27 protein-coding genes are annotated in these 26053 nt (G+C 39.9%); 8 read left to right on the top strand and 19 right to left on the bottom strand.

The features are described from left to right. Positions 1-74: 74 nt before the first annotated feature. The 3 genes from nadA to nadB are packed head-to-tail and all read right to left on the bottom strand — an operon-like array spanning position 75 to position 3525. Complete coding sequence (gene nadA, locus FPV17_RS08005) at positions 75-1127, bottom strand: quinolinate synthase NadA (RefSeq protein WP_144560446.1); 1053 nt, start codon at positions 1125-1127, stop codon at positions 75-77. A gap of 51 nt (positions 1128-1178) precedes the next feature. Further along, on the bottom strand, positions 1179-2018 hold the full coding sequence (gene nadC, locus FPV17_RS08000; protein ID WP_144558693.1) for a carboxylating nicotinate-nucleotide diphosphorylase: 840 nt from the start codon (positions 2016-2018) through the stop codon (positions 1179-1181). Then, positions 2005-3525 (bottom strand): L-aspartate oxidase, encoded by a 1521-nt coding sequence (gene nadB, locus FPV17_RS07995; protein ID WP_186370755.1) that lies wholly within the window; start codon positions 3523-3525, stop codon positions 2005-2007. Before nadB ends, nadC begins: the two co-directional genes overlap by 14 nt. Before the next feature lie 93 nt (positions 3526-3618). Here nadB and FPV17_RS07990 point away from each other — a divergent pair, with 93 nt between their 5' ends. Then, entirely contained in the window at positions 3619-4731 is a 1113-nt protein-coding gene (locus FPV17_RS07990; RefSeq protein WP_144558691.1) for an IscS subfamily cysteine desulfurase, read from the top strand. Positions 4732-4736: 5 nt separating this feature from the next. After that, a complete protein-coding gene (locus FPV17_RS07985) occupies positions 4737-5276 on the top strand; it encodes a transcription repressor NadR (protein ID WP_035395207.1) in 540 nt (179 codons plus the stop codon). 85 nt (positions 5277-5361) lie between these two features. Here the strand turns inward: FPV17_RS07985 and pheA are convergent, their stop codons facing one another. From pheA to FPV17_RS07965, 4 genes are read right to left on the bottom strand one after another with little or no spacing between them, the layout of a single operon-like run. After that, positions 5362-6237 carry a prephenate dehydratase gene (pheA, locus tag FPV17_RS07980; protein ID WP_035395208.1) on the bottom strand — a complete coding sequence of 292 codons (876 nt, stop codon included), beginning with the start codon at positions 6235-6237 and terminating at the stop codon, positions 5362-5364. Positions 6238-6261: 24 nt separating this feature from the next. Next, positions 6262-6705 (bottom strand): transcriptional regulator ThrR, encoded by a 444-nt coding sequence (thrR, locus tag FPV17_RS07975; protein WP_035395209.1) that lies wholly within the window; start codon positions 6703-6705, stop codon positions 6262-6264. 37 nt (positions 6706-6742) lie between these two features. After that, positions 6743-8029 carry a GTPase ObgE gene (obgE, locus tag FPV17_RS07970; protein ID WP_035395210.1) on the bottom strand — a complete coding sequence of 429 codons (1287 nt, stop codon included), beginning with the start codon at positions 8027-8029 and terminating at the stop codon, positions 6743-6745. A gap of 32 nt (positions 8030-8061) precedes the next feature. Further along, the gene (locus FPV17_RS07965) at positions 8062-8583 is read right to left on the bottom strand and encodes a Spo0B domain-containing protein (protein ID WP_052008002.1); all 522 of its coding nucleotides are present in this window, start codon (positions 8581-8583) and stop codon (positions 8062-8064) included. 492 nt (positions 8584-9075) lie between these two features. Here FPV17_RS07965 and FPV17_RS07960 point away from each other — a divergent pair, with 492 nt between their 5' ends. Then, a complete protein-coding gene (locus FPV17_RS07960; RefSeq protein WP_081762162.1) occupies positions 9076-9213 on the top strand; it encodes a YrzI family small protein in 138 nt (45 codons plus the stop codon). Between the two features lie 23 nt (positions 9214-9236). Here FPV17_RS07960 and hemY read toward each other — a convergent pair whose 3' ends face one another. From hemY to FPV17_RS07940, 4 genes are all read right to left on the bottom strand, one after another. After that, on the bottom strand, positions 9237-10661 hold the full coding sequence (gene hemY, locus FPV17_RS07955) for a protoporphyrinogen oxidase (protein WP_081762164.1): 1425 nt from the start codon (positions 10659-10661) through the stop codon (positions 9237-9239). Continuing rightward, the gene (gene hemH, locus FPV17_RS07950) at positions 10618-11556 is read right to left on the bottom strand and encodes a ferrochelatase (RefSeq protein ID WP_144558690.1); all 939 of its coding nucleotides are present in this window, start codon (positions 11554-11556) and stop codon (positions 10618-10620) included. Before hemH ends, hemY begins: the two co-directional genes overlap by 44 nt. A 4-nt stretch (positions 11557-11560) precedes the next feature. Further along, positions 11561-12601: a uroporphyrinogen decarboxylase gene (gene hemE / locus FPV17_RS07945; RefSeq protein ID WP_186370795.1), complete on the bottom strand. Its 1041-nt coding sequence runs from the start codon at positions 12599-12601 to the stop codon at positions 11561-11563. A 402-nt stretch (positions 12602-13003) separates the two neighbouring features. Continuing rightward, positions 13004-15157, bottom strand: a complete 2154-nt coding sequence (locus FPV17_RS07940) for a transglycosylase domain-containing protein (protein WP_246117157.1) — start codon at positions 15155-15157, stop codon at positions 13004-13006. A gap of 283 nt (positions 15158-15440) precedes the next feature. Here FPV17_RS07940 and FPV17_RS07935 point away from each other — a divergent pair, with 283 nt between their 5' ends. Further along, positions 15441-16157: a cytochrome c biogenesis CcdA family protein gene (locus FPV17_RS07935; protein WP_060705407.1), complete on the top strand. Its 717-nt coding sequence runs from the start codon at positions 15441-15443 to the stop codon at positions 16155-16157. Positions 16158-16385: 228 nt separating this feature from the next. Here the strand turns inward: FPV17_RS07935 and FPV17_RS07930 are convergent, their stop codons facing one another. Genes FPV17_RS07930 through FPV17_RS07920 form a run of 3 tightly spaced genes read right to left on the bottom strand, consistent with a single transcriptional unit; the run spans position 16386 to position 19114 of the window. Further along, positions 16386-17120 (bottom strand): EcsC family protein, encoded by a 735-nt coding sequence (locus FPV17_RS07930; RefSeq protein WP_052008003.1) that lies wholly within the window; start codon positions 17118-17120, stop codon positions 16386-16388. A 27-nt stretch (positions 17121-17147) separates the two neighbouring features. After that, positions 17148-18374, bottom strand: a complete 1227-nt coding sequence (locus FPV17_RS07925; RefSeq protein WP_144558688.1) for an ABC transporter permease — start codon at positions 18372-18374, stop codon at positions 17148-17150. Beyond that, complete coding sequence (locus FPV17_RS07920; protein ID WP_035395213.1) at positions 18371-19114, bottom strand: ABC transporter ATP-binding protein; 744 nt, start codon at positions 19112-19114, stop codon at positions 18371-18373. Before FPV17_RS07920 ends, FPV17_RS07925 begins: the two co-directional genes overlap by 4 nt. Before the next feature lie 173 nt (positions 19115-19287). Between FPV17_RS07920 and FPV17_RS07915 the strand changes: the two genes are divergently transcribed. The 3 genes from FPV17_RS07915 (at position 19288) to FPV17_RS07905 (ending at position 21518) form a co-directional block, all read left to right on the top strand. Then, positions 19288-19719 (top strand): HIT family protein, encoded by a 432-nt coding sequence (locus FPV17_RS07915; RefSeq protein ID WP_035395214.1) that lies wholly within the window; start codon positions 19288-19290, stop codon positions 19717-19719. A 140-nt stretch (positions 19720-19859) separates the two neighbouring features. After that, positions 19860-20936, top strand: a complete 1077-nt coding sequence (serC, locus tag FPV17_RS07910) for a 3-phosphoserine/phosphohydroxythreonine transaminase (RefSeq protein WP_035395215.1) — start codon at positions 19860-19862, stop codon at positions 20934-20936. Between the two features lie 48 nt (positions 20937-20984). Next, the gene (locus FPV17_RS07905) at positions 20985-21518 is read left to right on the top strand and encodes an HTH-type transcriptional regulator Hpr (protein ID WP_035395216.1); all 534 of its coding nucleotides are present in this window, start codon (positions 20985-20987) and stop codon (positions 21516-21518) included. Positions 21519-21583: 65 nt separating this feature from the next. Here the strand turns inward: FPV17_RS07905 and FPV17_RS07900 are convergent, their stop codons facing one another. Beyond that, complete coding sequence (locus FPV17_RS07900; RefSeq protein WP_035395217.1) at positions 21584-22168, bottom strand: DUF2140 family protein; 585 nt, start codon at positions 22166-22168, stop codon at positions 21584-21586. A gap of 148 nt (positions 22169-22316) precedes the next feature. Then, complete coding sequence (locus tag FPV17_RS07895; RefSeq protein WP_078390824.1) at positions 22317-22412, bottom strand: YjcZ family sporulation protein; 96 nt, start codon at positions 22410-22412, stop codon at positions 22317-22319. Between the two features lie 332 nt (positions 22413-22744). On the opposite strand from FPV17_RS07895, the gene FPV17_RS07890 reads away from it, so the two are divergent. Next, positions 22745-23779 carry a peptidylprolyl isomerase gene (locus FPV17_RS07890; RefSeq protein WP_035395219.1) on the top strand — a complete coding sequence of 345 codons (1035 nt, stop codon included), beginning with the start codon at positions 22745-22747 and terminating at the stop codon, positions 23777-23779. An 89-nt stretch (positions 23780-23868) separates the two neighbouring features. On the opposite strand, the gene FPV17_RS07885 is transcribed toward FPV17_RS07890, so the two are convergent. From FPV17_RS07885 to yhaM, 3 genes are all read right to left on the bottom strand, one after another. Further along, the gene (locus tag FPV17_RS07885) at positions 23869-24270 is read right to left on the bottom strand and encodes an NUDIX hydrolase (RefSeq protein WP_144558686.1); all 402 of its coding nucleotides are present in this window, start codon (positions 24268-24270) and stop codon (positions 23869-23871) included. A gap of 348 nt (positions 24271-24618) precedes the next feature. Beyond that, the gene (locus tag FPV17_RS07880) at positions 24619-24897 is read right to left on the bottom strand and encodes a sporulation YhaL family protein (RefSeq protein WP_144558685.1); all 279 of its coding nucleotides are present in this window, start codon (positions 24895-24897) and stop codon (positions 24619-24621) included. A gap of 81 nt (positions 24898-24978) precedes the next feature. Beyond that, the gene (gene yhaM, locus FPV17_RS07875; RefSeq protein ID WP_035395221.1) at positions 24979-25938 is read right to left on the bottom strand and encodes a 3'-5' exoribonuclease YhaM; all 960 of its coding nucleotides are present in this window, start codon (positions 25936-25938) and stop codon (positions 24979-24981) included. Positions 25939-26053: the final 115 nt, after the last annotated feature.

Here is a 26053-nt window from a genome sequence, read left to right as displayed (position 1 = left end):
GCACTGTTTCCATAATGTTCCCTTCAGAAAAGAATATGAGAATAATTTATTGCATATGCCGAGGACAACTTATTTTATTTTACTGACAATAGCATGCGATCTAAGGCCACTTTGGCATACTTTGTTATTGCTTCAGGTACTTTAATTTCAAATTGGTACACACCTTCACGTAATAAATCAAGCGTCCAACATAAATGTTCAAGGTCAATTCGATTCATTGTTAAGCAAGGACACATAAAAGGGTTTAAGGATTCAATTTGTTTGTCAGGGTGTTGTTTAGCTAACCGATTTACCAAATTCATTTCTGTGCCAACCGCCCATTTTGATCCTGAATGAGCTTGTTGTATCACTTGAATAATATGATGTGTACTGCCTGCATCATCAGCAGCTTGAACAACGTCATAACTGCATTCAGGATGCACAATAATAGTCATATCAGGAGATTTCGCCCGCTTTTCATCAATCTGGGTAACAGTAAATTTTTCATGAACCGAGCAATGCCCTTTCCATAAAATGATTTTAATGTCTTCTAGACTAGTGTCAGCCACTCGTTCCAACTCATTTTTGTGTGGACACCAAACAGCCATTTGCTCAAGCGGAATGCCAATTTCAGCTGCTGTATTGCGACCAAGGTGTTGATCTGGTAAAAACAAGAGCCGTTCTTTTTGACCCAACGCCCAGCTGACCATTTCTTTTGCATTTGATGACGTTAAACAAGCTCCACCATGTTCACCGCAAAAAGCCTTAATAGCAGCAGTTGAATTAACATACGTTAATGGCACAAGAGTATTTCCGTAAAGCTCTGTTAAGCTTTTCCATGCTCGTTTCGTTTGTGCATGGGTTGCCATGTCTGCCATAGAACAGCCCGCTGCGAGATCAGGTAAAAGAACCGTTTGACGACGACTCGTTAACATGTCAGCCGTTTCCGCCATGAAATGAACGCCACAGAACACAATAAATGCTGCATCACTTTTTGCACATAATTGGGCAAGCTGCAAGGAATCCCCTGTCGCATCCGCAAATTGAATGACTTCTTCTCTTTGATAATGATGACCTGGTATTAGTAATTCACTACCAAAGTAGGCTTTTGCTTGGCGTATTCGCTTTACTTTCTCTTCCGTTGACATCGTCCGGTAGTGCTCAGGTAGAATTGTTGGTTTTACCAGTTCCACTGTGCTTCACCCTCTCTTAAGTAACATGCTTAAATCAAGTGCTTTTACCGAATGGGTGATAAACCCTAAAGACATAAAGTTTACTCCTGTGCCTTTGTATAGGTGTATCGTTGACAAATCAATTCCCCCGGAAGCTTCGGTTAATATTGAAGGTGGGACGAGTTGTTGATAGGCGCGAATCTCGTCAGGCGAAGCATTATCAAACATAATGACGTCTGCTTTTGCCGCCACAGCCTCTTTTACTTCCTCGGCATTCGTTGTTTCTACTTCAATTTTCAGCATCGGCCCTGCAATTGCTTTTACACGTTGAACAGCCTTTGAAATGGAACCACAAGCCGCAATATGATTCTCCTTTAACATCACAGCATCATGTAAGCCATTTCGGTGATTATACCCACCACCAGCGCGACAGGCTGCTTTATCAAACATTCTAAGCCCTGGTGCAGTTTTTCTTGTATCACACAAGCGTATGGAAGGGTCATTTAAGCGCTCCTTTGCTAAATGAACCGTTGACGCAATGCCGCACATACGTTGCAATACATTTAGTAACACACGTTCTCCTTGAAGAATGGTACTTACGCTCCCTTCAAATGTTGCAAGAACATCCCCTTTTTCAATAAACTGTCCTTCTGTTTTATAACTGGACGTTTGAATGTCATTATCAAAGAGAGAAAAATACGTACTCATCACTTGGGCACCTGCAAATACACCTGACTCTTTAGCGGTTATTTCAGCAGTTGCTGTCACGGTTGATCTAGAAAAAATACTTTCTGACGTTTCGTCTCGATCGCCAATATCTTCTAAAATAAATTGTTTTAGCGCTTCTTTTACTTTAATGCTGTTCACAGAAACCTCCTTGAGTTATGACGGACATTTTCCCATAGCAAAAACGAATTGTTCGCTCTCTCCAACTAGATGATTCCGTTAAAAAGTCGCTCCGTTGATGGGTTCCTCTTGATTCTTCCCTTGTTAATGCCGCACGTGTAATGAAGGTCGCTACTTCAAACATACCTTTATCCTCAAAGGATTGCTTACATGAGGCAGGCTGTCTTCGATATGCATCAAGCCACTCTAGCATCTCCTGCAAGCCTTGCTGGGAGCGCTTTATGCCTACTTGATGCATCATCCGCTGCTGCAATTCATCACGTTTAGGCAATAGATGTTCCTGAGGGTCCACGAGCACATGGGAAAAGGGATCATCCGGATGTACTGGTGGGTTTTTTTTAGATTCTGATACTATGTCGTCTGCACATGCTGTTGCAAAATAAATTGCTTCAAGTAAAGAATTGCTTGCAAGCCGGTTTGCACCATGTACGCCAGAACAAGCTACTTCACCAATCGCATATAAGTGTCCAACTGCCGTTCTTCCGACTTGGTCTACTTCCACTCCTCCACAAATAAAATGGGCACCTGGCGCAACCGGAATGGGGGTTCTTGCTGGATCTATCCCCTTCTGTAAACATGCTTGATATAGAAATGGGAAACGAGTTGAAAAATAATGAAGATGTCTTACATCTAAATAAATGTCTTCTCCTTGCACGATTGCCTCATGAAGAACAGCTGATACGAGATCTCTTCCTTCTAAATCACCTTTTGGATACCGACTCATTAGACGCTCTTGTTTTCCATTTATTAAATAGCCCCCTTCACCACGAACAGCTTCACTAATTAGGATCGAATATTTCCCCTTTAAAATCGTTGGATGAAATTGTATGTATTCTAAATCTTTTAACACAGCACCTGCTTGGTAAGCGAGATACATTCCTTCTCCTGTAGCTGTCCTTGCATTTGAATTTAACGCGTAAAGTTGGCCTACTCCTCCTGTTGCCAATACCACAGCATAAGCGGTCCACTCTCTTTCTAACGTGCATATCCCCGTGACCACACCCCCTTTTCTAATCAACCCCGTTACCTCTGTATGTTCGTATACAGTTACGCGAGGAGCAACACGCGCCCATAAGGTTTCTATAATGGCTTTACCTGTTTGATCTTTTACGTGAACGATTCGATTTTTTTGATGTGCGCCTTCGCGGCCAAGTGCGTAATACCCATTTTGCGTATCAAACTGCACACCTATCTCTTCAAGCTCATGAATGAGGTTTCCAGCCTTTTCTGTTATCAACTTGACCATCCTTACGTCATTAGCCCCTTTCCCGGCGCTTAACGTGTCTTGAAAATGATGAATGGGATGGTCCATCTTATCAAGGGCTGCCGCAATCCCACCTTGAGCAAAGGCCGAGTTACTTTCTTTATAAGATGACTTTGTGAAAATAATCACATTAAAATGGTCAGCAAGCTTATGTGCTGCAGTTAAACTAGCTATTCCAGATCCAATAATAATGACGGTTTTCAATTGAACCTCCCACTCGTGTAAATATACACTTGTCTTGTCACCTATATTTACATAGAATAAAAGAAAATACAACTATAATTTTAAGGAGCCAGTATGCATTATTTTGACTATAGTTCTACATCACCAATGTCAGAAAGGGCGCTTACCGCTTACCGAGAATGCGCATTAGAACAATTCGCTAATCCCATGAGCGCCCACACACTTGGGGTTCATGCTGAATGGCATTTACATTATTACCGAGAGCGAATTGCAACACAGTTAAATGTGGCAAAGGACGCAATCTACTTTACAGGATCAGGATCTGAAGCAAATTTTTTAGCCATTGTCTCTTTAGTGCGTTCGTTGATTCATAAAGGAAAACATATCCTTACAACAAAGACAGAGCATCCATCCGTTTTATCCACTTTTTTGTATTTGCAAACACAAGGATTTGACGTTGATTATGTGGAAGTTCTTCCAACTGGTGAGGTATCGATTCCATCTTTACTAGCAGTCATTCGCGAAGACACCGTATTTTGTTCAGTTTCAATCGCAGCAAGCGAAGTAGGCACCATACAGAATGTACACATCCTTAGTGAGATTTTACGAAGTCATGATATACTATTTCATAGTGATTGTGTTCAAGGTTTAGGAAAGATTGAGATCGATCTCTCATTAGTCGATGCAGCCAGTTTCTCTGCTCATAAGTTGTACGCTCCAAAAGGTTTAGGTATCATTTATTTAGCACCTGAGCATTATTTTAAACCGTTTCTACAAGCTGTTACCCATGAGTACGGGATGAGACCAGGTACAGTGGACTTGCCAGCTATTGCTGCTTTTACAGTTGAACTGGAGCACGCATTGTCTATTAGGGAAACACTCTCAACTAAGCACATTCGTTGGCAGTGCTCCATTCTCTCAGAGTTAGGAACAGACGTATCCATTGTCGGCACTAATCCTCCTAACCGTTTACCTTTTCATCTAGGGATGATGGTTCACGGATGGAGCGGTCAACAATTTATGCTTGAATGTAGTCGAGCTGGATTATGTATCGCGATTGGTTCAGCTTGTCGAGCTGGACAAGCTGAGCCCTCTAAAGCTTTACTGGCCCTTGGGTATACAGCTGAATATACTCAACAATACGTTCGCGTTACGTTTGGAGAGCCAACAACATCAGAAGATATCTCTTTCTTGATTCAAACGTTTAAGACAATATTAACAAGGTGATTACGATGAAAAACCAACCAAAAAAATTAGTATCCTCAGAAAGACGTTCTGCAATTTTACAGTGGTTGCTTGAAGAAGGTCAGCCGATAACAGGAAGTGATTTAGCTAAACGTTCAGGTGTTAGCCGCCAAGTCATTGTCCAAGATATGTCGCTGTTAAAAGCAAAAGGCGAGCCTATTTTTTCTACAGCCCAAGGGTACCTGTATTTACAACAGCAAAAAGAACAGCGAATCAAGCGTCTTATCGCTGTTCAACACGCTCCTGAAGATACAAGAGACGAATTATATACGTTTGTCGATAGTGGCTTAACCGTAATAGACGTTATCATTGAACACCCTATTTATGGTGAAATTACAGGAACATTACGTTTATCCAATCGTCAAGATGTGAATGCCTTTTGCGATCGCTTGCAGCAAGAAGGTGCTTATTTACTATCTCAATTAACGAACGGAATCCATCTACATTCTGTTGAAGCAGATACTGAACAACAAATTGAGCGAGCACTTCAACATCTGAAGGAAAAAGGCTATTTAGTAGAGGAATAAGATGATAGGCTAAGTTAAATACCACAAAAAAACGCTGAGCCTCATGTAGATCGATTTACCGATTTACATGAGTCCAGCGTTTTTTTTATTTTTCTACTCGCGTAAGTTGGTCGCTATACGTACAGTAGCTTCCAAGCACATCTACTTTACAGCCTAATGCGTTCAATTCGGCAATCGCTCCAGGTAATAGTACATCGTCCATTAACTGTTGAACATCAATAATAAAGAAATAGTTACCTAATCCTGTTTTCGTTGGACGAGACTCAATCTTAGATAAGTTGAGTTTCCGCCATGCAAAAGCAGATAACACTTGATGAAGCGCTCCTGTAAAATCAGACGGGAGTGTTACCATTAGTGTCGTTACTTCACCTACGTGGGCTTGTTTCGTTACGAGTTGCTCTTGTTGATGACTAGCCGAAACGACTAAAAATCGCGTTTGATTTTCACGGTAATCATGAATGTCTTCTGCGACGATAGAGAGACCGTATAGATTCGCTGCCTCTCGGTTTGCAATTACACAAACATCATCTTGCTGATGTTTCGCAAGCCAAGCAGCTGCCTGCGCCGTCGAATCTGCATGCTCCACTATGACGTCAGGAAAATGCTCCTGTATAAAAGCATGACATTGAGCCAATGCTTGCGGGTGCGAGATGATTTTTTTTGGAGCAATAGAAGCAAATTCTTTTCTTGAAGCGGACAATAAGTGATGTGCAATACCAATTGAAACCGCCCCAACGATAGGCATTGGTTTTTGATGGATTAAATAATCAAGGGTGACGTTAACAGTTCCTTCGATCGCATTTTCGATTGGAACAACTGCATAATCTGTTCCTTTATTAAAGGCTAAATCAATTGTTCTTGGTATGGTTTTTAACGGTATTCTCTCATCTTGAGGGAAAAGAAACTTCGCTGCCATTTCTGTAAAGGTTCCTCTTGGTCCAAGAAAGCCGATTTTTTTCATTTTACTCTCCACTCCCCTCTTTATCTACGAGCCAGAGCCAACCATTTCTACTCGCTCGACTGCTTCAAGTGATTTCATTTTTGCAAATAACTCATGGAGCCCAATTTGAATTGGAGCGGTATCCACGGATAAGGTAATGCTCGCTCGACCTTGAAGTGGAATCGTTTGATTGATTGTTAATATATTCGCTCCGGTACTCGCAACAATTTGAAGTAATTCTGATAACGTCCCGGATCGATCTTCTAAATTAATCATTAACGTAATAATACGTTCTTTATTAACAGAATGAAAAGGGAAGATACCATCCTTATATTTATAGAATGCACTTCGACTGATGCCTACAAGCTGAACGGCTTCATTAATCTTCGCTGCTTTTCCAGTTGCAAGTAGTGCCTTTGCTTCTAACGTTCGCTGCATTGCATCGGTTAACATATCTTCTCTCACTAGAAAAAACTGATTGTCACTCACCCTTCGTATCCCCCCCACTCGTATTCATTCGTCTTAGCTAGTCAATAAACTCAAATTCAAATTTCATAATTCGAACCATATCACCGTCTTTAGCGCCTTTTTCACGTAAAGCCGCATCAACACCCATTCGTCTTAGCTTTCGAGCAAATCGTCGTACCGATTCGTCTCTTGCAAAATCAGTCATCTTAAATACACGCTCTAGCTCAGCACCACTCACTTCATAGACACCATCATCAGCACGTGTAATGATAAATGGATCAACCGGTGTTTCATGTCGATACACCACTCGCGCTTCTTCATCTGTTTCTTTATCATGGAGTGGAAATTCCGGCGCATGCTCTAACTCATCAGCTATCGCTAAAAGGAGCTCTCTTACACCCTCTCGCGTAATCGCAGACATTGGATGAATGTGAACCTCTTCGTCCATTTCTTGTTTAAATCGCTCTAGATTTTCAGCAGCATCTGGCATGTCCATTTTATTAGCTACAATAATTTGCGGGCGCTCTGTTAAACGATAATTATACTGTGCCAGTTCTGCTGTAATTTTTTTATAGTCGTCAACTGGATCGCGTCCTTCCATGGCCGACATATCGATTAGATGCACAATGACACGTGTACGCTCAATATGACGTAAGAATTGGTGTCCAAGACCTACACCCTCATGAGCGCCTTCAATTAATCCTGGTAAATCCGCCATAACAAAACTACGATTATCCTGTGTATCAACAACGCCTAAATTCGGTGTAATCGTTGTAAAATGATAATCAGCTATTTTTGGCTTCGCTGCAGACACAATTGAAAGCAATGTCGATTTACCAACAGACGGAAAGCCAACTAGCCCAACATCAGCCAATACTTTGAGTTCAAGAACTAAATTTCGTTCTATACCTGGCTCTCCATTTTCAGCATGATCAGGAGCTGGGTTTGCTGGTGTGGCAAATCGAACGTTTCCACGTCCACCACGTCCACCTTTTGCAACAATAGCTGATTGTCCGTGTTCCGTTAAATCAGCAATTAGTGCACCTGTCGTTTCGTCCGTTACTGTCGTTCCCGGAGGGACTGAAACCACTAAGTCTTTCGCGTTTTTCCCATGCATGTTTTTTGACATTCCATGTTCTCCACGCTTTGCTTTAAAATGACGGTTATAACGAAAGTCCATCAATGTCCGTAATCCCTCATCTACTTGTAACACAACATTGGCGCCCCGGCCTCCATCTCCACCAGCAGGTCCACCATCAGGAACATATTTTTCACGACGATAAGCGACCATACCATTCCCGCCGTCGCCACCTTTTGCATATACCTTTACTTTATCTATAAACATTTTATTCCACCTCTATATAACGCTCGATGCTATTAAGCTTCTAGTAGCGCTGTAATTGCGTACGTATGTTGATCAATTGCTGTTAGCTTACTAATTTTACCCAATGATGCTAGGCTATTATCCAATGTCTGCCTGTTTAAAATCTGGTCAGAACTGATTTCAATTAAACAAGAAGAATCGAAAAAAGTGAAGAAAATATGCAATTGACTCGTATCATTTTCTACAATCGCGTCATAAGCTAAAAAGAATTGCCTTAGCGCACAAGTTAAATGCTCGTCATACTTTGCTAAAGAGAATAGCTCTCCATCTATTTCAACGTCCAGTAAATGATTCGTTTGCATATACTTTTGCATTAAAATGGTTACGGCAGCTTGTGGTAAATCCAGGCTACTTAACCGGCTTTCATTTGCAGTTTGAAAGACCATTTCATTGATAATCGTTGTGACCCGATCGTGGTTTCCCAATGCAGCATTTCCCTTGATAAGCTGCATCGCATTCAACCAATCATGTCGGATTGAACTAAGAAGCTTGATTATCTCTTTATCGTCTTTCATCGTCAACTCTCCTTTTAATAAGGAAATCCAGCACATCTTTCCTATTATAGCATAAACAAATTCAGACAAACAGGGATGAAATTTGCACACGCCGTCAAAAAAAATTCACTTTTTTCCCAAAAAAATATTTACAAATTTGTGAACATCCGTTATGATTTACAATAGTTAATGAAAAAGGAGATGAACAAAATGTTTATGACAATGAAAACAGCACAGCCAATTTCATACGATTCGTTTTGTTCACGTTATATTCGTTAACAGTCATTCTTTTAAATATGGCTTAGCATACGGTGAACAGGTAAACGAAGGGCTTTTAATGCCTTTTAAGAGGACCTGTATTTTTTATGCCTATTTACTGGAAAATTTTAGAAAAGGAGTGTCTATAATGACAATTACGCAATGCCAACTGCAAACACATTTATTAATGATGATCGATGAGGTGCCAGGCTTTACCTAAACTAGCACCTCCTACGAAAGGAGGTCAGTAACACAATGACTTTTTCGATTTTGTTCTTTTCTATTCATATTAAAAAACGAACGTATTCAAAAAAAGAACTTGAGACCATTGTTTATAATAATAAAGCAATGGAGCGATTAGAAGAAATTCGCACAACTTATTACATGCATTAAAAAAAGTGACGTGATGGCATTTATCACGTCACTTTTACTGTATCAACTATTTTCTTCGCTACTTCATTCCCTTGCTTCACGCAGTCCGGAACACCAACACCTTCAAATGCAGCACCAGCAACATGCAAGCCAGGATGTGTTGCAGTCAACTCATGTGCAAGTTGTTTTACCCGTTCGACATGACCAACCTTGTATTGTGGCATTGCTTCATGCCACCTTGTAATGTGTACGCGCTCGGGGGTCGCGTTACTATTCATAATACCTTTTAAATCTGCTAAAACGGCATTTGTTATAGATTCGTCACTTTCATGAACGATCTCAGGTTGATCAGGCTTCCCTACATATGCGCGCATTAACGTTTTACCTGACTTTCCTGTATGTGGCCATTTTACATCTGTCCACGTACAAGCTGTTATCGTTTCTTGTCCATTTCGAGCAACGACAAAACCAGTTCCTTCATGAGGATTATCGATTGCATACTCGGGAAAGGTCAGAGCAACGGTTGCACAACTTGTAGCTGTCAGAGCTTGCAATTGCTGTTTAATCTTATTATCCGGTATTAGCTCACTTGCTTTTTGCGGTGGTGTCGTAATAAGCACCGAGTGATACGGTCCTTTTTTCTCACCATTAGCTAAACGGACTAAATAACGATTGTCTCCTTCTTTCACAATCTCTTCCACTTGTGTATTGAAGGAAACACTCCCTTCCTTAAGGTTCGCAACAACTGCCTCAAATACTGATTGTAGTCCCGTTTTTACTGTTAAAAACATACCTTGTTTTTTGACGTTTTCATGAGGCTGCTGTTTCTGTTCGAGTGCTCTGAGCAAACTACCTTCTTCCTCCATCTTTAAAAAATGAGGGAAAGTCGCTCTCATACTTAACTCGTAAATATTTCCACCGTAAATACCACCTAATAAAGGCTCAATTAATGAAGAGACCATTTCTTTACCTAGTCGATGTTCAAAGAAATCTCCTAACGAGATGTCCTCATTCACTCTAGGGGCCATTGGCTTATTATATTCCTTTAAAAGTTCTTTCTTACCATCATCCGAAATTAAGTCCGTTTTCATAAATTCATCAAGGTCAGTAGGAATACCTAAAACCGTTCGCTTTGGATTTGGATAAAGGTCGCCATCTTTTAAGATATATGCTTGTCCCACTTCATTACGAACAAGTTCCTCTTCTAAACCAACTCTCTTAATTAAATCGGTCATGGCGATTTTACGCTCTAAATAAGAATCCGCGCCACCTTCAATAATAAACCCATCATCCACTGTTGTTACAACTTTACCACCCGCACGATCCTGTTGCTCAAACACGTGGTACTGTATGGATGTATGGTCTTCTAACCAAAGTGCAGCAGCTAATCCAGTAGCCCCTGCACCGATAATGGCTACTTGTTCATTACTCATACGTATCAACAGCAGCAAACTGTTTTTCAATGGCATCTGCCATTGCTTCTAAAAAGAGCGGATGATCATTTGGCATTGGTGGTCTTAAATAGGTAGCACCAATCTCATCGGTTACAACCTTACATTCGTAATCATTGTCATATAAGACTTCTAGGTGCTCTGCTACAAAACCAACTGGACAATACATAAAAGCTTTATAGCCTTTGTCGGCATACAACTCTCTCGTCAAGTCTTGCACATCAGGGCCAAGCCAAGGATCCGGTGTATTCCCTTCGCTCTGCCATCCAATTTCATAATGCATAACATCTGCTTTTTCAGCTAGTAGCTGTGCCGTTTCTTTTAATTGCTCAGGGTACGGGTCTCCTGCTGCAATAATCTTCTCAGGCAAGCTGTGTGCAGAAAAAATCACGCAAAGATCGTCTTTTGAAGCTACTTTTTTCATTTCTTCTTGAATCATTTCTGACCAATAAGTTAAAAATTTCGGCTCAGTGTACCAGCTTTCTACTGATTTAATTGTGAGTCCACCTAATCGCTCGGCTTCCGTTTTTGCACGTCCATTATACGACTTTACGCTAAACGTGGAAAAGTGTGGTGCAAGTACAATAGATACCGCTTCATCTAAACCATCCGCATGCATTTGCTGAACCGCATCCTCTATAAAAGGTGAGATATGCTTTAACCCTAGATATGGAATAAATTCATACTGTTCAAACCGTTTATTAAGTACCTCAGCAAGTCCGTCTGCTTGTTGTTCGGTAATACGAGCTAATGGACTAATCCCACCAATTGCCTCATACCGATCCGTTAAATCTTGTAACGCCTCTTGAGAAGGCGGGCGCCCATAACGAATATGCGTGTAATAGGGTTCAATCTCCTCTTTCTTTCGAGGGGTACCATACGCCATTACAAGTAACCCAATTTTTTTCTTCATTTTCTTACCCCTTTCGCTTCACTTCAGCTGAGTATTCATGAATAAAGGCCGTTAATCGTCTTAATGTATCCGGAGATACTTCTGGGAAAACGCCCTGGCCTAAGTTAAAGATAAAGTGGTTACTCTTTAGTCCCTGGTCTAAAATTGCTTTCGTCTCTTGCTCAATAACATTCCATGGTGCAAGTAAAATGGACGGATCTAAATTTCCTTGAACCGTTTTTTCAATTCCTATTGCTCTGGCTTCATCGATTGTCGTTCTCCAGTCAAGTCCAATGACATCAGCTGGCATATCTTTCCACGTATTCATTAAATGAGGCGTACCTACCCCATGTAAAATGAGCGGAACTCCTTCCGAACGGACTTCCGTTAAAATTCGATCCATTACTGGTTTAATAAACCGTTTGTAATCACTTACACTCAATGCTCCCACCCATGAATCAAACAACTGTATGGCTTGCGAACCAGCCGCAACTTGTGCATGCACATACGCAACAGTCATCGTACCAAGCTTATCCATTAACAAATGCCACGCTTTAGGGTTCGAGTGCATGAATGCTTTTGTTTTATGATAATTTTTTGAGGGACCGCCTTCAATCATATAACTCGCTAATGTAAATGGCGCTCCAGCAAAGCTGATTAGCGGTACATGAAGCTGGTTACGTAGAATTTTTATCGTTTCTAATACATGAGCAACATCTTTTTCAGGATTTAATTCCCCTAATTGCTCGACATCTTTTTCTGACGTAATAGGATTGTAAATGACTGGACCGATTCCTGACTTAATTTCTACATCCACACCGATAAAAGGGAGCGGTGTCATTATGTCTTTGTATAAAATAGCAGCGTCATTGTTATATTGATCAACTGGTAGCTTCGTTACATACGCACAAAGTTCAGGGTCATGTGTAATGTCAAACAAGCTATGTGTTTCCTTGATTTTCCGATATTCAGGTTGAGAGCGCCCTGCTTGTCTCATATACCAAACCGGTACATGGTCATGAGCCTCTCCCCTACATGCTTTCAAAAATGTGTCGTTAAACGCCATACTCACTATTATCCACCTCTCCAAACGAACAAATCTCACAAAGTCTATCTTACTTGAAACAAAACAGAAAATCGACGTTTCTGCTTATTTATCGTTCTCTTTTTATCTCTTTAACTATAATAACCTACTGAACAGTTGTACACACACTATGATAAATTGTCATGATTTTGATGGATTTTGTCAAAAATCTTGGCATAAGCGTTATTTTCTCAACACACGTCCTAGTATCTCCAAGTTAAGGGACATTCAAAAGCTATATTTTCATTCCTTTTTGATCATGCGTCTCCATAAAAAGAATACGCTTCACTGTATAGCCACATTACTTACCAATGCTTATACCCGTCATTTTAATAGAATGAACTAAAAAAAACGTAGCGTCAAAACACTACGTTTTCGTTATGATTATGGAGTAAGAGAAAAAGAAAACTCAAAGCTCGGTTTTAGAACCTCACTCTCAGATCCTTCTACCTCTGTTACAGGATCATATGCAACGATTTGATAACTTGGAATGGAAAATGGATTGTACCGTCCTTCTGAGTAGCTAGATTCTGTTAAGTTCGAAGCTACTCTTTTTCGTTCATCGTCTTGAACTTCATAAACGTTGAATTCCATTCGATCATCTTCAAACGCATCCCACTCTAAATAGACGCTTAACAAACCATTTCCTCCGAGAGAATAACTCGCTTCGAAATTATTTATCTCTTGCATCGCAATAGGTGGCTCAAGATCTTTAACACCTTCTGGCTTTACAAACGCTGTCCCTTGATTTGAAGCAGGCAGCTCATCTACCATCGCTTGAAATAAACGCGTCGGGTGTTGACTTCCCCCTGTAAAGTACTGATCGTCGGTTGTCGTATCATATCCCATCCACACACTTCCAACGACCTCAGGCGTATACCCAACGAACCAAGCATCTCGTACTGCTCCCGCTACATTTGGGTAGCCCTGAGTTCCTGTTTTTCCAGCGATAGGAGACGTCGTTTGCACACCAGTAGCGCCAGTACCTTCTTTCATTACTTGTTCGAGCATTCGCGTCATTGACCAAGCGGTTTGCTCAGACATGACCTCTGTTTCAACTAGATTAGCTCCACCAACTCGCTTGCCATTGGAATCATAAATATCTTTAATAAAATGAGGTTCAATCAACTGACCTTCATGAGCAAAAGGTCGATACGATTTGGTCATTTCGTAAGGAGTCACGCCTTCATAAAGACCACCTAACGCGAGTGATAACTGTCTGTCTGGCACCTGCAATCCAAACTTTCTTAATTGACGAACCGAATCACTGACTCCCATTTCGTTTAGTAGCCAAACAGCTGGTGCATTAGCCGATTGAACGAGGGAATCATATAATGTCATTTCACCACTATACTCTCCAGTGGCGTTTCGTGGTGTGTAGCCATCTTCTGTTTCATCCTCATATAGAAGCAATTCATCCTTTAACGTAGAATAAGGATGATACATGCCACTTTCCAAAGCTGGCGCATATACAGCAAGTGGTTTAAATGTTGATGCTGGAGATCGATTAACATTAAGTCGATTTAACCCTCTTCGAACATACTCTTTTCCACCTTGTGCCGCTAACACCCCGCCAGTGTTAACATCCATGAACATCATGGCTCCTTGCGCATCTTTACTTCCTTCAGGGTAAAAACGTTCATCATTTAATGCTCGATAAGTCTCATGCTGAAACGCCAAATCAATCGGACTCACAATACGATATCCACCTGTAAGTAATTCATTGTTACTTATGTTGTAGCGCTCGCTTGCTTCATCCATCACCATATCAATGTACGTAAACAACGCTTCATCCAATACATATTCTTGATGATCCGTTTCTACCGGAGCATCCTGATAAGATGATGCTTCTTCGCTTGATAAGTAACCCTGTTGCGCCATGACCTTTAGTACTAGGTCGCGGCGTTCTTTGTTTTTTTCCACTTCATTTAATGGAGAAAACGTACTAGGCGCATTCACGACAGCAACTAACGAAGCACCTTCATACACGGTTAACTCTTTAGCAGGTTTATTAAAATACAATTGAGAGGCTGCTTCAATGCCATAAGCACCATGACCAAAATATATTTGATTTAAGTACATTTCTAAAATTTCTTCTTTACTGTACCGTCGCTCCAAATTCATTGCTATTAGTACTTCATTCGTCTTACGGAGCCATGCTTTTTCATTTGATAAAAACAAATTTTTTGCAAGTTGTTGGGTAATCGTACTCCCCCCTTCAACTTTTGCTCCTGCTAGTAAATCTCGATAAAGCGCCCGACCAATTGCTCTAAAATCAATGCCTTGATGTTCATAAAAGCGTGAATCTTCCATCGCAACAAACCCCTGCTGTACGTACTCAGGGATTTCTGTAATGCTAACAAACTCTCGATTTTCCATATATAAGTTCGTAATTACATTTCCTTCTGTATCGACGAGGACGCTCGATCGATTCATCATAAGTTTCTCTTCGTCTAGCTGATAAGAACCAGCTAACATAAAGATTACGAATATAATGAAAGACAGTGCTACCATACCGACGAACGCACTCGCAACCAAACTCCATTTTTTCAGCAGATCAATGACCCCCCTATAGGTCTTATAACACAATGAAAACAAACTACAATCCAGTCTATCGTACTTATCATATAAAAAAAAGACAGGATTCGGTGAGATTTTCGCTTAATTTACAATGTATTTAGGGGTTCTTTGACATTTATCACGTAATGTTCAAAATTGCATGCTAAACGAATTCGCTTTCATTTGTTTAAACATGTTACACTTGGAAAGGTCATAGACTAGTACATCATTATCTATTTTTTGTTTTAAGGGGCTGAGCTAAATGGAAGTAACCTTTAGCATTGCGTTTTTCGCAGGCTTAGTTTCTTTCTTTTCACCGTGCATCTTTCCTTTAATGCCTGCTTATTTATCTCAACTAACAGGCACTACTGTCACAAATGGGGCCATTGCTGCACCTAGAAGGATCATCCTGTCCAGAAGTTTTGGCTTTATTGCTGGTTTCACACTTGTCTTTATGCTGTTCGGATTAGCAAGCACGATGCTTGGGCAGCTTTTTGTTAGCAATCAAGCACTACTAGAGCGCCTTGGAGGAATTGTTATTATTTTATTCGGTCTACAAATGACTGGACTGATTTCTATTCGTGCTCTGTTCTCAGACAAAAGATTAGAGCCGTCTTCTAATACTGCGGCAAGTTTTTCAAAATCGTTATTGTTCGGCTTTTTATTTGCTGCTGGCTGGACACCATGCATTGGGCTTGTGTTAGCAAGTATTCTCACTTTAGCAAGTACATCTGCTACTATATGGAGCGGCGTCTTTTTGCTCTTTATTTATTCTGTTGGACTTGGCATTCCGTTTTTACTTATTGCCATGCTCTGGGCACGTTCTTTGCACAAAATGAGACGTATGAATCGTTACTTACCGATTATCCAAAAAGTCAGTGGCGTTATTATGATTATCCTGGGCATTCTTTTATTCACTGGTTATTTTTCAACACTTGCAGCGATGATGGCCCAGTATACGCCTAGCTGGATGAAATAAACCGTATGTTCTTGCAAGATTCTCCTTACTCATGAGTAGTGCCGCATCGTGGTACTACTCATGCTGGAGTAACTTAATAGAAATTTAAACGTGAGCTTTATTTTGAACCTTATCCTTCGTAAACAGCTCATAACAATTCGCTTTTAAACACAATACCAAAAAAAAAAGCCGTAACTAGTAAAGTCAAACAATGACTTTATGGAACGACCTTTTCTACATATTCCTCATTTAACCCTTCTCCAGAGCTGCTCGCTTGAATTCTGCTAGCCAACGCATTCGACAGAGCTGAATGGTGTTCTCTTCAAGTTTTGTGAATAAATAGTAGTTCGCTGTTCCTCCAAATACCGCCCCAACAACTGGAAGGAGTTGCAAAGTCTTCGGAATATCAATGGTATCTCGATATTGAAGCTGCAATTGTTTCCAATTCGTTTCATTAATCGTACCAAACTGAATATAGGTTTCAACTTCTTTTAATACATCTAATCGATGTGCTCGATTACCATAGCTAAACTGAAACAATAATAAAATAAAAAAACGGTCGTGTAGTGTTGCGGTTGAAAATCCATATAGATGTGCAACGTCAAACAACGCTTTTAATTTTAACGATAGAAAAAGAGGGAAATCCATTGCCCCTGCAACAAATCCCCCTGCCCCAGTTCCAATCCCCTCCGCTAATGCCATACGGCGATAACGTCGAAACATATCCACCGCTTTCTGGTCTGCTTCTTCAAGGGAAAAAGAACGTATTTCTTTCACAATTAGTTGATTGGACATATCAATGCCGTACATAATTGCTTCCGCTGTCATTTTCACACATTGTGTAGCAGCTGCATGGTAGAGTTTAGGCATCTTTAGATTGATCGCATCTTGCAAATGTCCAATCCTTTTTTTCAAGTGTGATTCTGGTCGTTGTTGCTGCCGTTTCCATACTGCAAGCTCTTCCTCTACACCCTTTACATTCATTACGAGAGCCCCCTTCGCTACATTTTATTAGCGGACTCTGCGATACTTTCCTTTTTTTCGATGAACGAGTGTTTGGCTTCCATATAGTCCAAGTAGCGCACTGGCAATTAAGACAAGCACACCATACAAAAGATCACTTGTAACAACTGCGAGTACCCCGTATACGATAGCAAGTAAAAACAGTAAACGAGCTGTGATATACGTTAATGCTTGCTTCTTTTCTTCAGGCTTTATCGGATATAAATCAATCCAAATACTAGCAGAATGATGAAAAGAAAGAGTTGATAACTGCATCATCGTAATATGAGTAAACAGCAATGCCATTGCCAATTTCATCCACCCTAACGGTAGCACATAAATGAAGAGGCCACCCACAACAGCGAGGCGCAAATACGTACCAAGATAGTCATTCGCTCGAATAAACGTCCGCGCATATAAGTAGTGGTAGACAGTACCTTTTTTTCCACCTAACGATTGAACAGCCCATTGTAAGTAATGACGCTCCCGCACTTTATTGCGAAGCTGAGGTACATCTGTAAAAGCGTTCGCGATTCGATAAAAGAACATGACCATCTGATTTTCAACTTCAATTAATCGATCCCATTTTAAGCTATGCTTTTTTTCAAGTGGTTGCCAATATCCTTTGTACAGGATCGTCATAAGAACGATAATGGCTACTATTAACCACACCGTAGCTTGTGCGAATAGCAGATAAGTCGCCACAGCATTAATTAGCAAGCGAAGAGCCATATTTGAATAGCGCTCTCCTTTTGCCACAAGGCGTTGCTCCTGCCAAACACATAAGAGGTTCCATATTTTTATTAAAATAAGAAACAATAGTGCTAGCCAGAAGGCAGCCCCTGTGCCAATACGTTCTGTGAACATTGGGCCAACAGCCATAAATAACAAGACGATGTAACTGGCTTGCCATATACTTGAGTATCTTAATGCTTGATTGAAATAAACCGTCATCTTTGTTTCATAAGGTAATAAGAAAACAATATCAGCCGGTTTAACAAAGGTCCGAATGGAACCTGCCGTTAAGCGCCACGTAAACAGCACAGTTAACAACAGTACAAGCGGAAAGTCCGCAGGCATCTGCTCTACAAACTGCTGGTAATAAACGGTAAGGAAAATAAATAGGAAATAAACAGAAATAACAAAGCCACTGTTTAAGATTAATTTTAAATATCCTCTCGCCTCTGACCAGTATTGATGACGTCTAGATTCCCAAAGCTCTTGTGCCTGTCTCATTCCTGAACGTCCTTCGTCATTTCAATATAAATATCATCCAGAGTTGCATCGCTTTTCCCAATGGCTCGTCTCATTTCATCGAGCGTACCAGTAAGCACCACTTTTCCCTGATGTAAAATAACAAAGCGATCACAGTAACGCTCAGCCGTTGCTAGAATATGGGTTGACATTAGTATTCCTGCGCCTTTTTTCTTCATTTCAGATATCCAGTTTAAGAAGGACTGTATTCCTACCGGGTCTAGACCAACAATCGGTTCATCCACTACATATAGCTCTGGTTCCGCTAGAAAAGCACTCATAATCATCACTTTTTGACGCATTCCTTTTGAAAAATGATTAGGGTACCACTTTTTCATCTTTACCATATTAAATTCTTTTAAGAGTATTTCTGCACGCTTTTCAAAGTCTGCTTTTTCAATTCCATAGGCAACACTTGTTAACTCTAAATGCTCCCATAATGTCAATTCATCATATAAGAGTGGTGTTTCTGGGATATAGGCGAATGATCTTCGGTACTGGTCTGCATTATCGGCAAAACGCAACCCGTTAATTTTCACTTCACCAGCTTGTGGGTCCATTAACCCTAGTACATGCTTAATGGTGGTACTTTTTCCAGCACCATTCAAGCCGATTAAACCAACTATTTCTTGCTTTTGGACACCAAATGAAACGTTATGTAAAACAGGCTTTTTTGGTGTATACCCACCTGATAATTCATTAATCTCTAACATATTAGCCATTTATGTCATCACTCCCCCTTGTAGTTTAGCAAAAAAAAACCAGAAAAGCACTTTCAGACCTCTTTCACTCTATTCACCATAACGCTTTTAAAATCCTTTCCCCTTCTTGATTGCTTCTTTCCATAAATATGCGTACACTTTTAGCTAAGAAGTAGTTTAAAGGAGGATTTTCTATGTCAGATTGTATTTTCTGTGCTATAAGAGATGGACAGCTACCAGCCACAAAACTGTATGAGGATGAGCACGTTTTAGCATTTTATAACATTCAACAAATAACGAAAGGACACACACTGATTATTCCGAAACAGCATCATGAGGCTATTTTTGACCTTCCCTCAGAAACAGCTTCTCACCTATTTTCAGTTGTGCCAAAACTGGCTTCTGCTTTAAAAGAGAGCTATTCGTGTAAAGGAATGAATATCGTGAACAATAATGGACAAGTGGCTGGCCAAACTGTGTTTCACTACCACCTTCATCTTGTTCCTCGATATGGAGAAGAAGCTATTTACAGCCATATTTGGGATAAAGAAGCAAGCCCAGATCATGTAAACGGGTTAGAACCTTATACAAAACGTTTCAAAGACATACTAAACAGCTCCATTTAAGAAAAAGTCACTTCCTGGTGACTTTTTTTTTACATTATTATTCTCAAATAAAAATAATTTACGATTTTATCGCCCAAAAAGTCAAAATTATGATATCATTTCTAAAAACACACGTTAAAGGGATAAAGGGAGTCAAAAAAATGAAAAATGTTCATAACTTTAGCGCTGGTCCTGCTGCTTTACCTCGCCAAGCACTCGAAAAAGCACAAGCAAGTTTTCTTAATTATGATGCATCACAAGTCTCTATTATGGAAATGAGTCATCGTTCTAAAACCTATGAAAACGTTCACTTTCAAGCAATTTCTCGACTGAAGTCGTTAATGAACTTAGATGAAGATACCCATGTATTATTTTTTCAAGGTGGAGCGAACCTTCAATTTTCCATGGTTCCTATGAATTTTCTAAATAATCAATCCAGTTATGTATTAACAGGTGTCTGGTCAGAAAAAGCCGCAAATGAAGCGAAACGATTCGGGACTATTGACGTACAAACACAAGCTAAAGAAAGTGGGTTTTCAACCATCCCATCTCCGGATGAGCTTTCTTATAATGACGAAAATTCCTATTTACATATAACATCAAACAACACAATTTATGGAACACAATGGAAAACATTTCCTCATCAGAAATTGCCGCTTGTCTGTGACATGTCTAGTGATATTTTGTCAAGAGACATTGATTATAATGCGTTTGATCTTATTTACGCAGGTGCTCAAAAGAATCTTGGTCCTGCCGGTGTGACCATCGTCGTGGTTAAAGATTCATTTCTTAAAAACGCTCATGTAGACGTATCACCAATGCTTTCTTATCAAACCTTTGCTAAAAGTCAATCTATGTATAATACACCACCTGTCTTTTCGATTTACATGTTGAACTTAGTGTTGGAGTGGATTGAAAGCGAAGGCGGCGTTTCAGTAATCGAAGCCCGAAATGAAAAGAAAGCTTCCCTACTCTATGACATCATTGATCGCAGTGAAGGGTTTTATCGTGGTCACGCCGAAAAAGAAGCTCGCTCTACAATGAACGTGACCTTCAATTTGCAAAATAATGATTTAGAGAAAATGTTTTTACAAGAAGCTGAAGAAGCTGGCCTTATTGGATTACCTGGTCATCGTTTGGTTGGTGGTATTCGGGCAAGTATTTACAATGCAGTTCCACTAGAATCATGTGAAGTACTTGCAGCTTTCATGGATTCCTTTAAAAGAAAACATTCGTAGCATACAAAAGTCACCCTTTACAAATAGAATATAGATGGAGGAATGGTTATGGAGCCAATGGCTAAGCACTCAATGTTATATAGTTACAAGCTAGCTGTATTAAGCAAAGCGATGTGGAAATCCGTCGAGAAAGATTGGCAAAATTGGATTAAACCGTTTAACTTAAACTTGAATGAGCATCATATTTTATGGATTGCTGATCAGTTCAACGGCGCTTCCATTTCTGACATTGCCTCATACGGTGCCATGCATGTGTCAACTGCCTTTAACTTTTCCAAAAAGCTAGAAAAGCGAGGGTTATTAACATTCTCGAAAAAGCAAGAAGATAAAAGAAACACGTACGTTTGCCTAACGAAAGAAGGAGAAATACTGTTACACGAGACTTTACGTGTATTTAACGAACAAACCTTTAATGTTTATCAAGGCTCTTTGCCAATCAAAGAGATTTACGGAAGGTTCCCGGAATTCTCAGAATTAGTGTCGATTGTACGTCACTTATATGATGATGATTTTATTAGACAATTTAATGACGATTCCTTTATTTCACCTCAGCCATCATTGAAGCAAAAAAATTATTTATAGGAGAGGCGTTTTCTTACTCTCTATCTAAAGAACCATCAGCGTCTGCTGATGGTTCTTTGAAAACATTATTGTATAAGTGATATGTCTAAAACATCCTCATCTAAGTTGACATCATTAAAGCGTAAACCAAAAGGCTCTAACTCTTCAATCGTTCTTAAATCAATCACCACATGTTCTTCACTTGGATAAAGATAAATCCATTCTGGCAGATCAGCTACTTGATTAAACATACGCAACGCAGTTTCCGGTGAGATTGATAAAAATCCTGCTGACAGATTGTCTGCTTCTAACAATAAACTGCCATCTTCCTGTACCGTTGGATCGAAACGCATAGCTACATCAATTGAAGAAAGGACAGCATCGACTTCACCTTCCAAATAAACACCATCTTCAGCCAGGTAAAAGTGAAATGGTATATCTTCCTCTAGTAAATTGTCCAATAAAAGATTTGTCTGATTTAGCGTCATCTGAAAACTCAATAGCTCTTCGCTTTCATTGTTTACAGTAGGCCGTTCCCTTGAATCAGAATCTAAATTACCAAAGAGCCTTATTGCCCCAATTAACAATACAGAAAGAATGATGATTAAAACTGCAAGAACAATAAAAAAGCCTGTTTTATAAAAACGGTTGGTTTGTTGTCGTCTACTCATGCTTCCTCCTACTCCTATGTATGAATGTGTTCTACTGTCTTTATACCCTTTTCTACTCTCTTTCAACAATAGTTTAACCTGTTTTTTGATAATTTTTGTTCTGAATAGAGAAAGCGCTCATGGATAAATCCATGAGCGCTACACTTTACTAGCAAATCCAAGAAGCCCCGATAATCACTAATAAAATGAATAAAACTACGATTAATGCAAACCCACTGTTGTATCCTCCGCCTGCGTAACTCATGTACATTTCCTCCTTTGAAAATTTCACATTTTTTTTGATAGAAAGCACATTGAGCATGTTGAATGTGAAGCATTAGAAACGCTTCAAAACACGCTTAACCCTTGCTACCCGGAGGTTTTAGAGCTTTCTTTGTGCTTTGTTACCTTATCCTATGCAAAAAGTAAATATGGGTACTAGGCGAATGACCTAATTTCCCAATAATACAGCAATTGTTGTAGGTTTTTATTTATGATATAGTAGGTTTTGTGCAAGAAAAAACTGGGTAATTTAACTAGTTGACCTTGTGTACAAGTTATGCTGACGATAATAGATCTCTTCAAGGAGTGTTACAAATGAAAAAGTACTTACTCGCTGGTTTCGGTGCTGTTGCGCTAACAACTTTAGCAGCATGTAATAATGACGAAGGAAACGGATCTACCATTGCTACAATTGAGGGTGGAGAAACGATTACACAAGAAGCGCTATTTGAAGATTTAAAAAACAATCAACAAGCAGCAGGCGCTTTGCAAAACGCTTTCTTTACAGACTTAACTGAACAACTATTAGCGCTTGCTGGCGAAGATATGGACTTTTCTGAAGAACAAATTAACGCAATGGTTGCAACACTTCAAGATGAATTCGGTGTTAACTCAGAAGATGAGCTCGTTGACATTGTAGTTGAAAGACTTGGATTAGAAGACCGTGATGATATGATTGATAATTTAATCATTCCAGAACTAACTTTAATTGAGCTTCAAGCCCAAGATTTAGACTACACTGATGAAGACATTGCCGCTTATTTCGAAGACAATCGTGAGCAATATGAGCAAGTCGAAGCTCGTCATATTCTTGTTGAGGAAGAAGACGTTGCAAATGACATTATTGAACAATTAAATGATGGAAGCGATTTTGCTGATCTCGCTGAAGAATTCGGCACAGACGGCACTGCTAGTAACGGCGGTGATCTTGGTTTCTTTACACGCGCTGAAATGGACGAGGCTTTCGCGGAAGCTGCATTTGACTTAGAAGTTGGCGAAGTAACAAGTGAGCCTGTTGAATCAGCATTCGGCTTTCACGTAATTGAAAAGACAGACGAGGCACTTGAGTATGACACAATGCCTGACTCGGCGCAGATGGCCGTTAAACGCGCTTATATTGAAGAAAATGGACGTGACTTCTTTGCGGTAGTTGTGGACTTGCTTGAGCAATATGATGTAACCGTAGAAGACGAGTTCTTCCAAGGTGTTATTGATCAAGTCCAAGCGAGCACAAACCAACCTGAGACAGAGGAAGAACAGCCAGCTGATGAAGACACGACAGAAGATGATTCAACAGATACTGATGAAGACACTACTGACGAAGACACTACTGATGAAGAGAACGAATAAATAAAATGAGCTTGTTGACCTTATCCAAGTCGGATAGGATCAGCAAGCTTTTTTAATGTCACGCATACTAAATTCATCCTACGTTTCTTTTAGAATTCCCCCAAGAATTGTTGAACATAATGCCCTATCTCTTTTGGTCTAACATCTAATGAAGATAATTGATTACAAGGTACCCATACTGGCTCATACGTGCCACGTTTTCTCTCTTTGTCGACATACTCGTCCCCTTGTCCAATTTCAATATCTCCCTCAAGAATAGAGGCAAGAAAAAAATAATGTGTACCGTGATAAAAAACAGTCGTGAGCAATCGTTCAATGCAAATGTGTACATTGAGTTCTTCAAGGGCTTCTCGAATGGTTGCTTCCTCTAGCGTTTCATCCTTCTCTACCCCACCGCCAGGGAACACAAAGTAAGTATCGTTGTTATGAACTCTTTTTATTAATACTACTTTTTGATCTTTAATGAGTACCGCACATCCTCGATTTCTCATGAGACACTCCTTTAAAAGCACTATTCAATTAGACGAAACCACGCCACTGAAGCAGCGATGTGATTAAATCCTCTTTACCATTCGGACATCTAAGTGCTCGCTACAATGGATGCCCTCTGTTGCCTTTGTTTTAAGCATTAAACGTTTATTCTGTCAAACCACTCCTTCGACGGCAGTTGAGACCATATCATCGCATTCCAATTGCCTTAAAAATAGGTGAAATTGATCTACTCTAATCGCTCTACTGCTCTCTTTTTCTATTTCTCCTTTATAAACAAAAAACCTTCAGGAAGAGTTGTTTCTAACCTGAAGGCCATTCTTTTGTTTTTCCAAATCGTAACATGAGGCTTAAAGCTCTTGCTGCTCTTTTAATTTCTTTGCTTCTTGAATACGTTCCATATAGACATTTCCTTCTTGTTCAATAAAGTCCTCATCAATTTCCTTTTCTTCTTTTAGTGCCCGAATCCACTGATAGCCACTAAAAACAATACCGAGGATGAGTAAATACGTCCACCAAGGGCTGGCAAGAACGAATTGACCAACGGATGTTTGTGTTAACAGAAAGGCTACAACTAATACGACTACGGCTCCAAGTGCAAGAAATTGGCTTGTCTCTTTTGTTTTCATTAGAATTATTCACCCTTTCTACTTTCTAGTAAGCGTTTCTTATCTAATGATATGGGTGATCAAGCCTAAGTAGAACTTTTTTTATAGATCGAGTGGTTTTTTATGAAAACTCGGTTTGTAAAAGCTCCGATTTTCTAATGCCATGACTCGTTCAGAAAATTCTCCTGGTTCCACTCGCTCTAGCGCACGATCCATCATATTAATCTTTGCATCAACATTGTCAATCATATGCAACACCTCTGCCTCACGAATATAAGGGGGCTTAGGACTTCCCCATTCCCCTTTTCCATGATGACTTAACATAAGATGCTGAAGAATTAGTAGCTCTTCGCCTTCAATTTTTAATTCCTGTGCCGCTTCGTGAATTTCCATAGCACCAATGGAAATATGTCCAAGCAACTTGCCTTCAAGCGTGTAGGTCGTATCAATGGCTCCAGAGAGCTCTTTTACTTTTCCAATATCATGAAGAATAACGCCTGCATACAGCAAGTCTGTATCTAGGTTCTCATATTGTGCAGCAATATTTTTTGCTAGACGTAACATGGAAACAACGTGAAAAGCCAATCCACCCATAAATTCATGATGATTTTTCGTAGCTGCTGGAGATTCAACAAACGCGGTTTGATGCTTCTTCACAATGTAACGGGTAATGCGCTGGATATTTGGGTTTTGAATATCAAAAATAAATTGGTTAACCTCATCAAGCATGTCTTCAGCTGACAATGGCGCGGAGCGCACAAAGTCGTTAATTTCCACTCCATCCATTGGACTAGTGGGACGAATGCTCGCAATTTTCAGTTGGGTACGTCCTCTATAATCAATCACGTCACCTTGTATATGTACAATCGTTTTATTGACAAATGTGCCTTCGTCTTCTGGCGAGACACCCCATAATTTCGCTTCAATTTCTCCTGTATGATCACCTAAAATTAAGGTTAAAAATGGCTTTGAGTTACTCGCTATTTGCTTCGTCGCCGTCTTTATTAACAAGTACCGATTAACCGCTTCCCCCACTTGATGGTATTTTATTCCTTTTTCCATAACGGTCACCTCTTTAACATTTTAATCTTTCATTAGTATAGCATATACAGCTCTTATCGTATGAACGCTTCTTCTTAAAGAATCTAAAAAAAAGCTCGACCCTGCCACAGTGACT

Source organism: Shouchella miscanthi (assembly GCF_007725405.1).
In the GTDB taxonomy this organism is placed as follows: Bacteria; Bacillota; Bacilli; order Bacillales; family Bacillaceae_D; genus Shouchella; species Shouchella hunanensis.
This window is presented reverse-complemented; position numbering and strand designations above follow the sequence as displayed.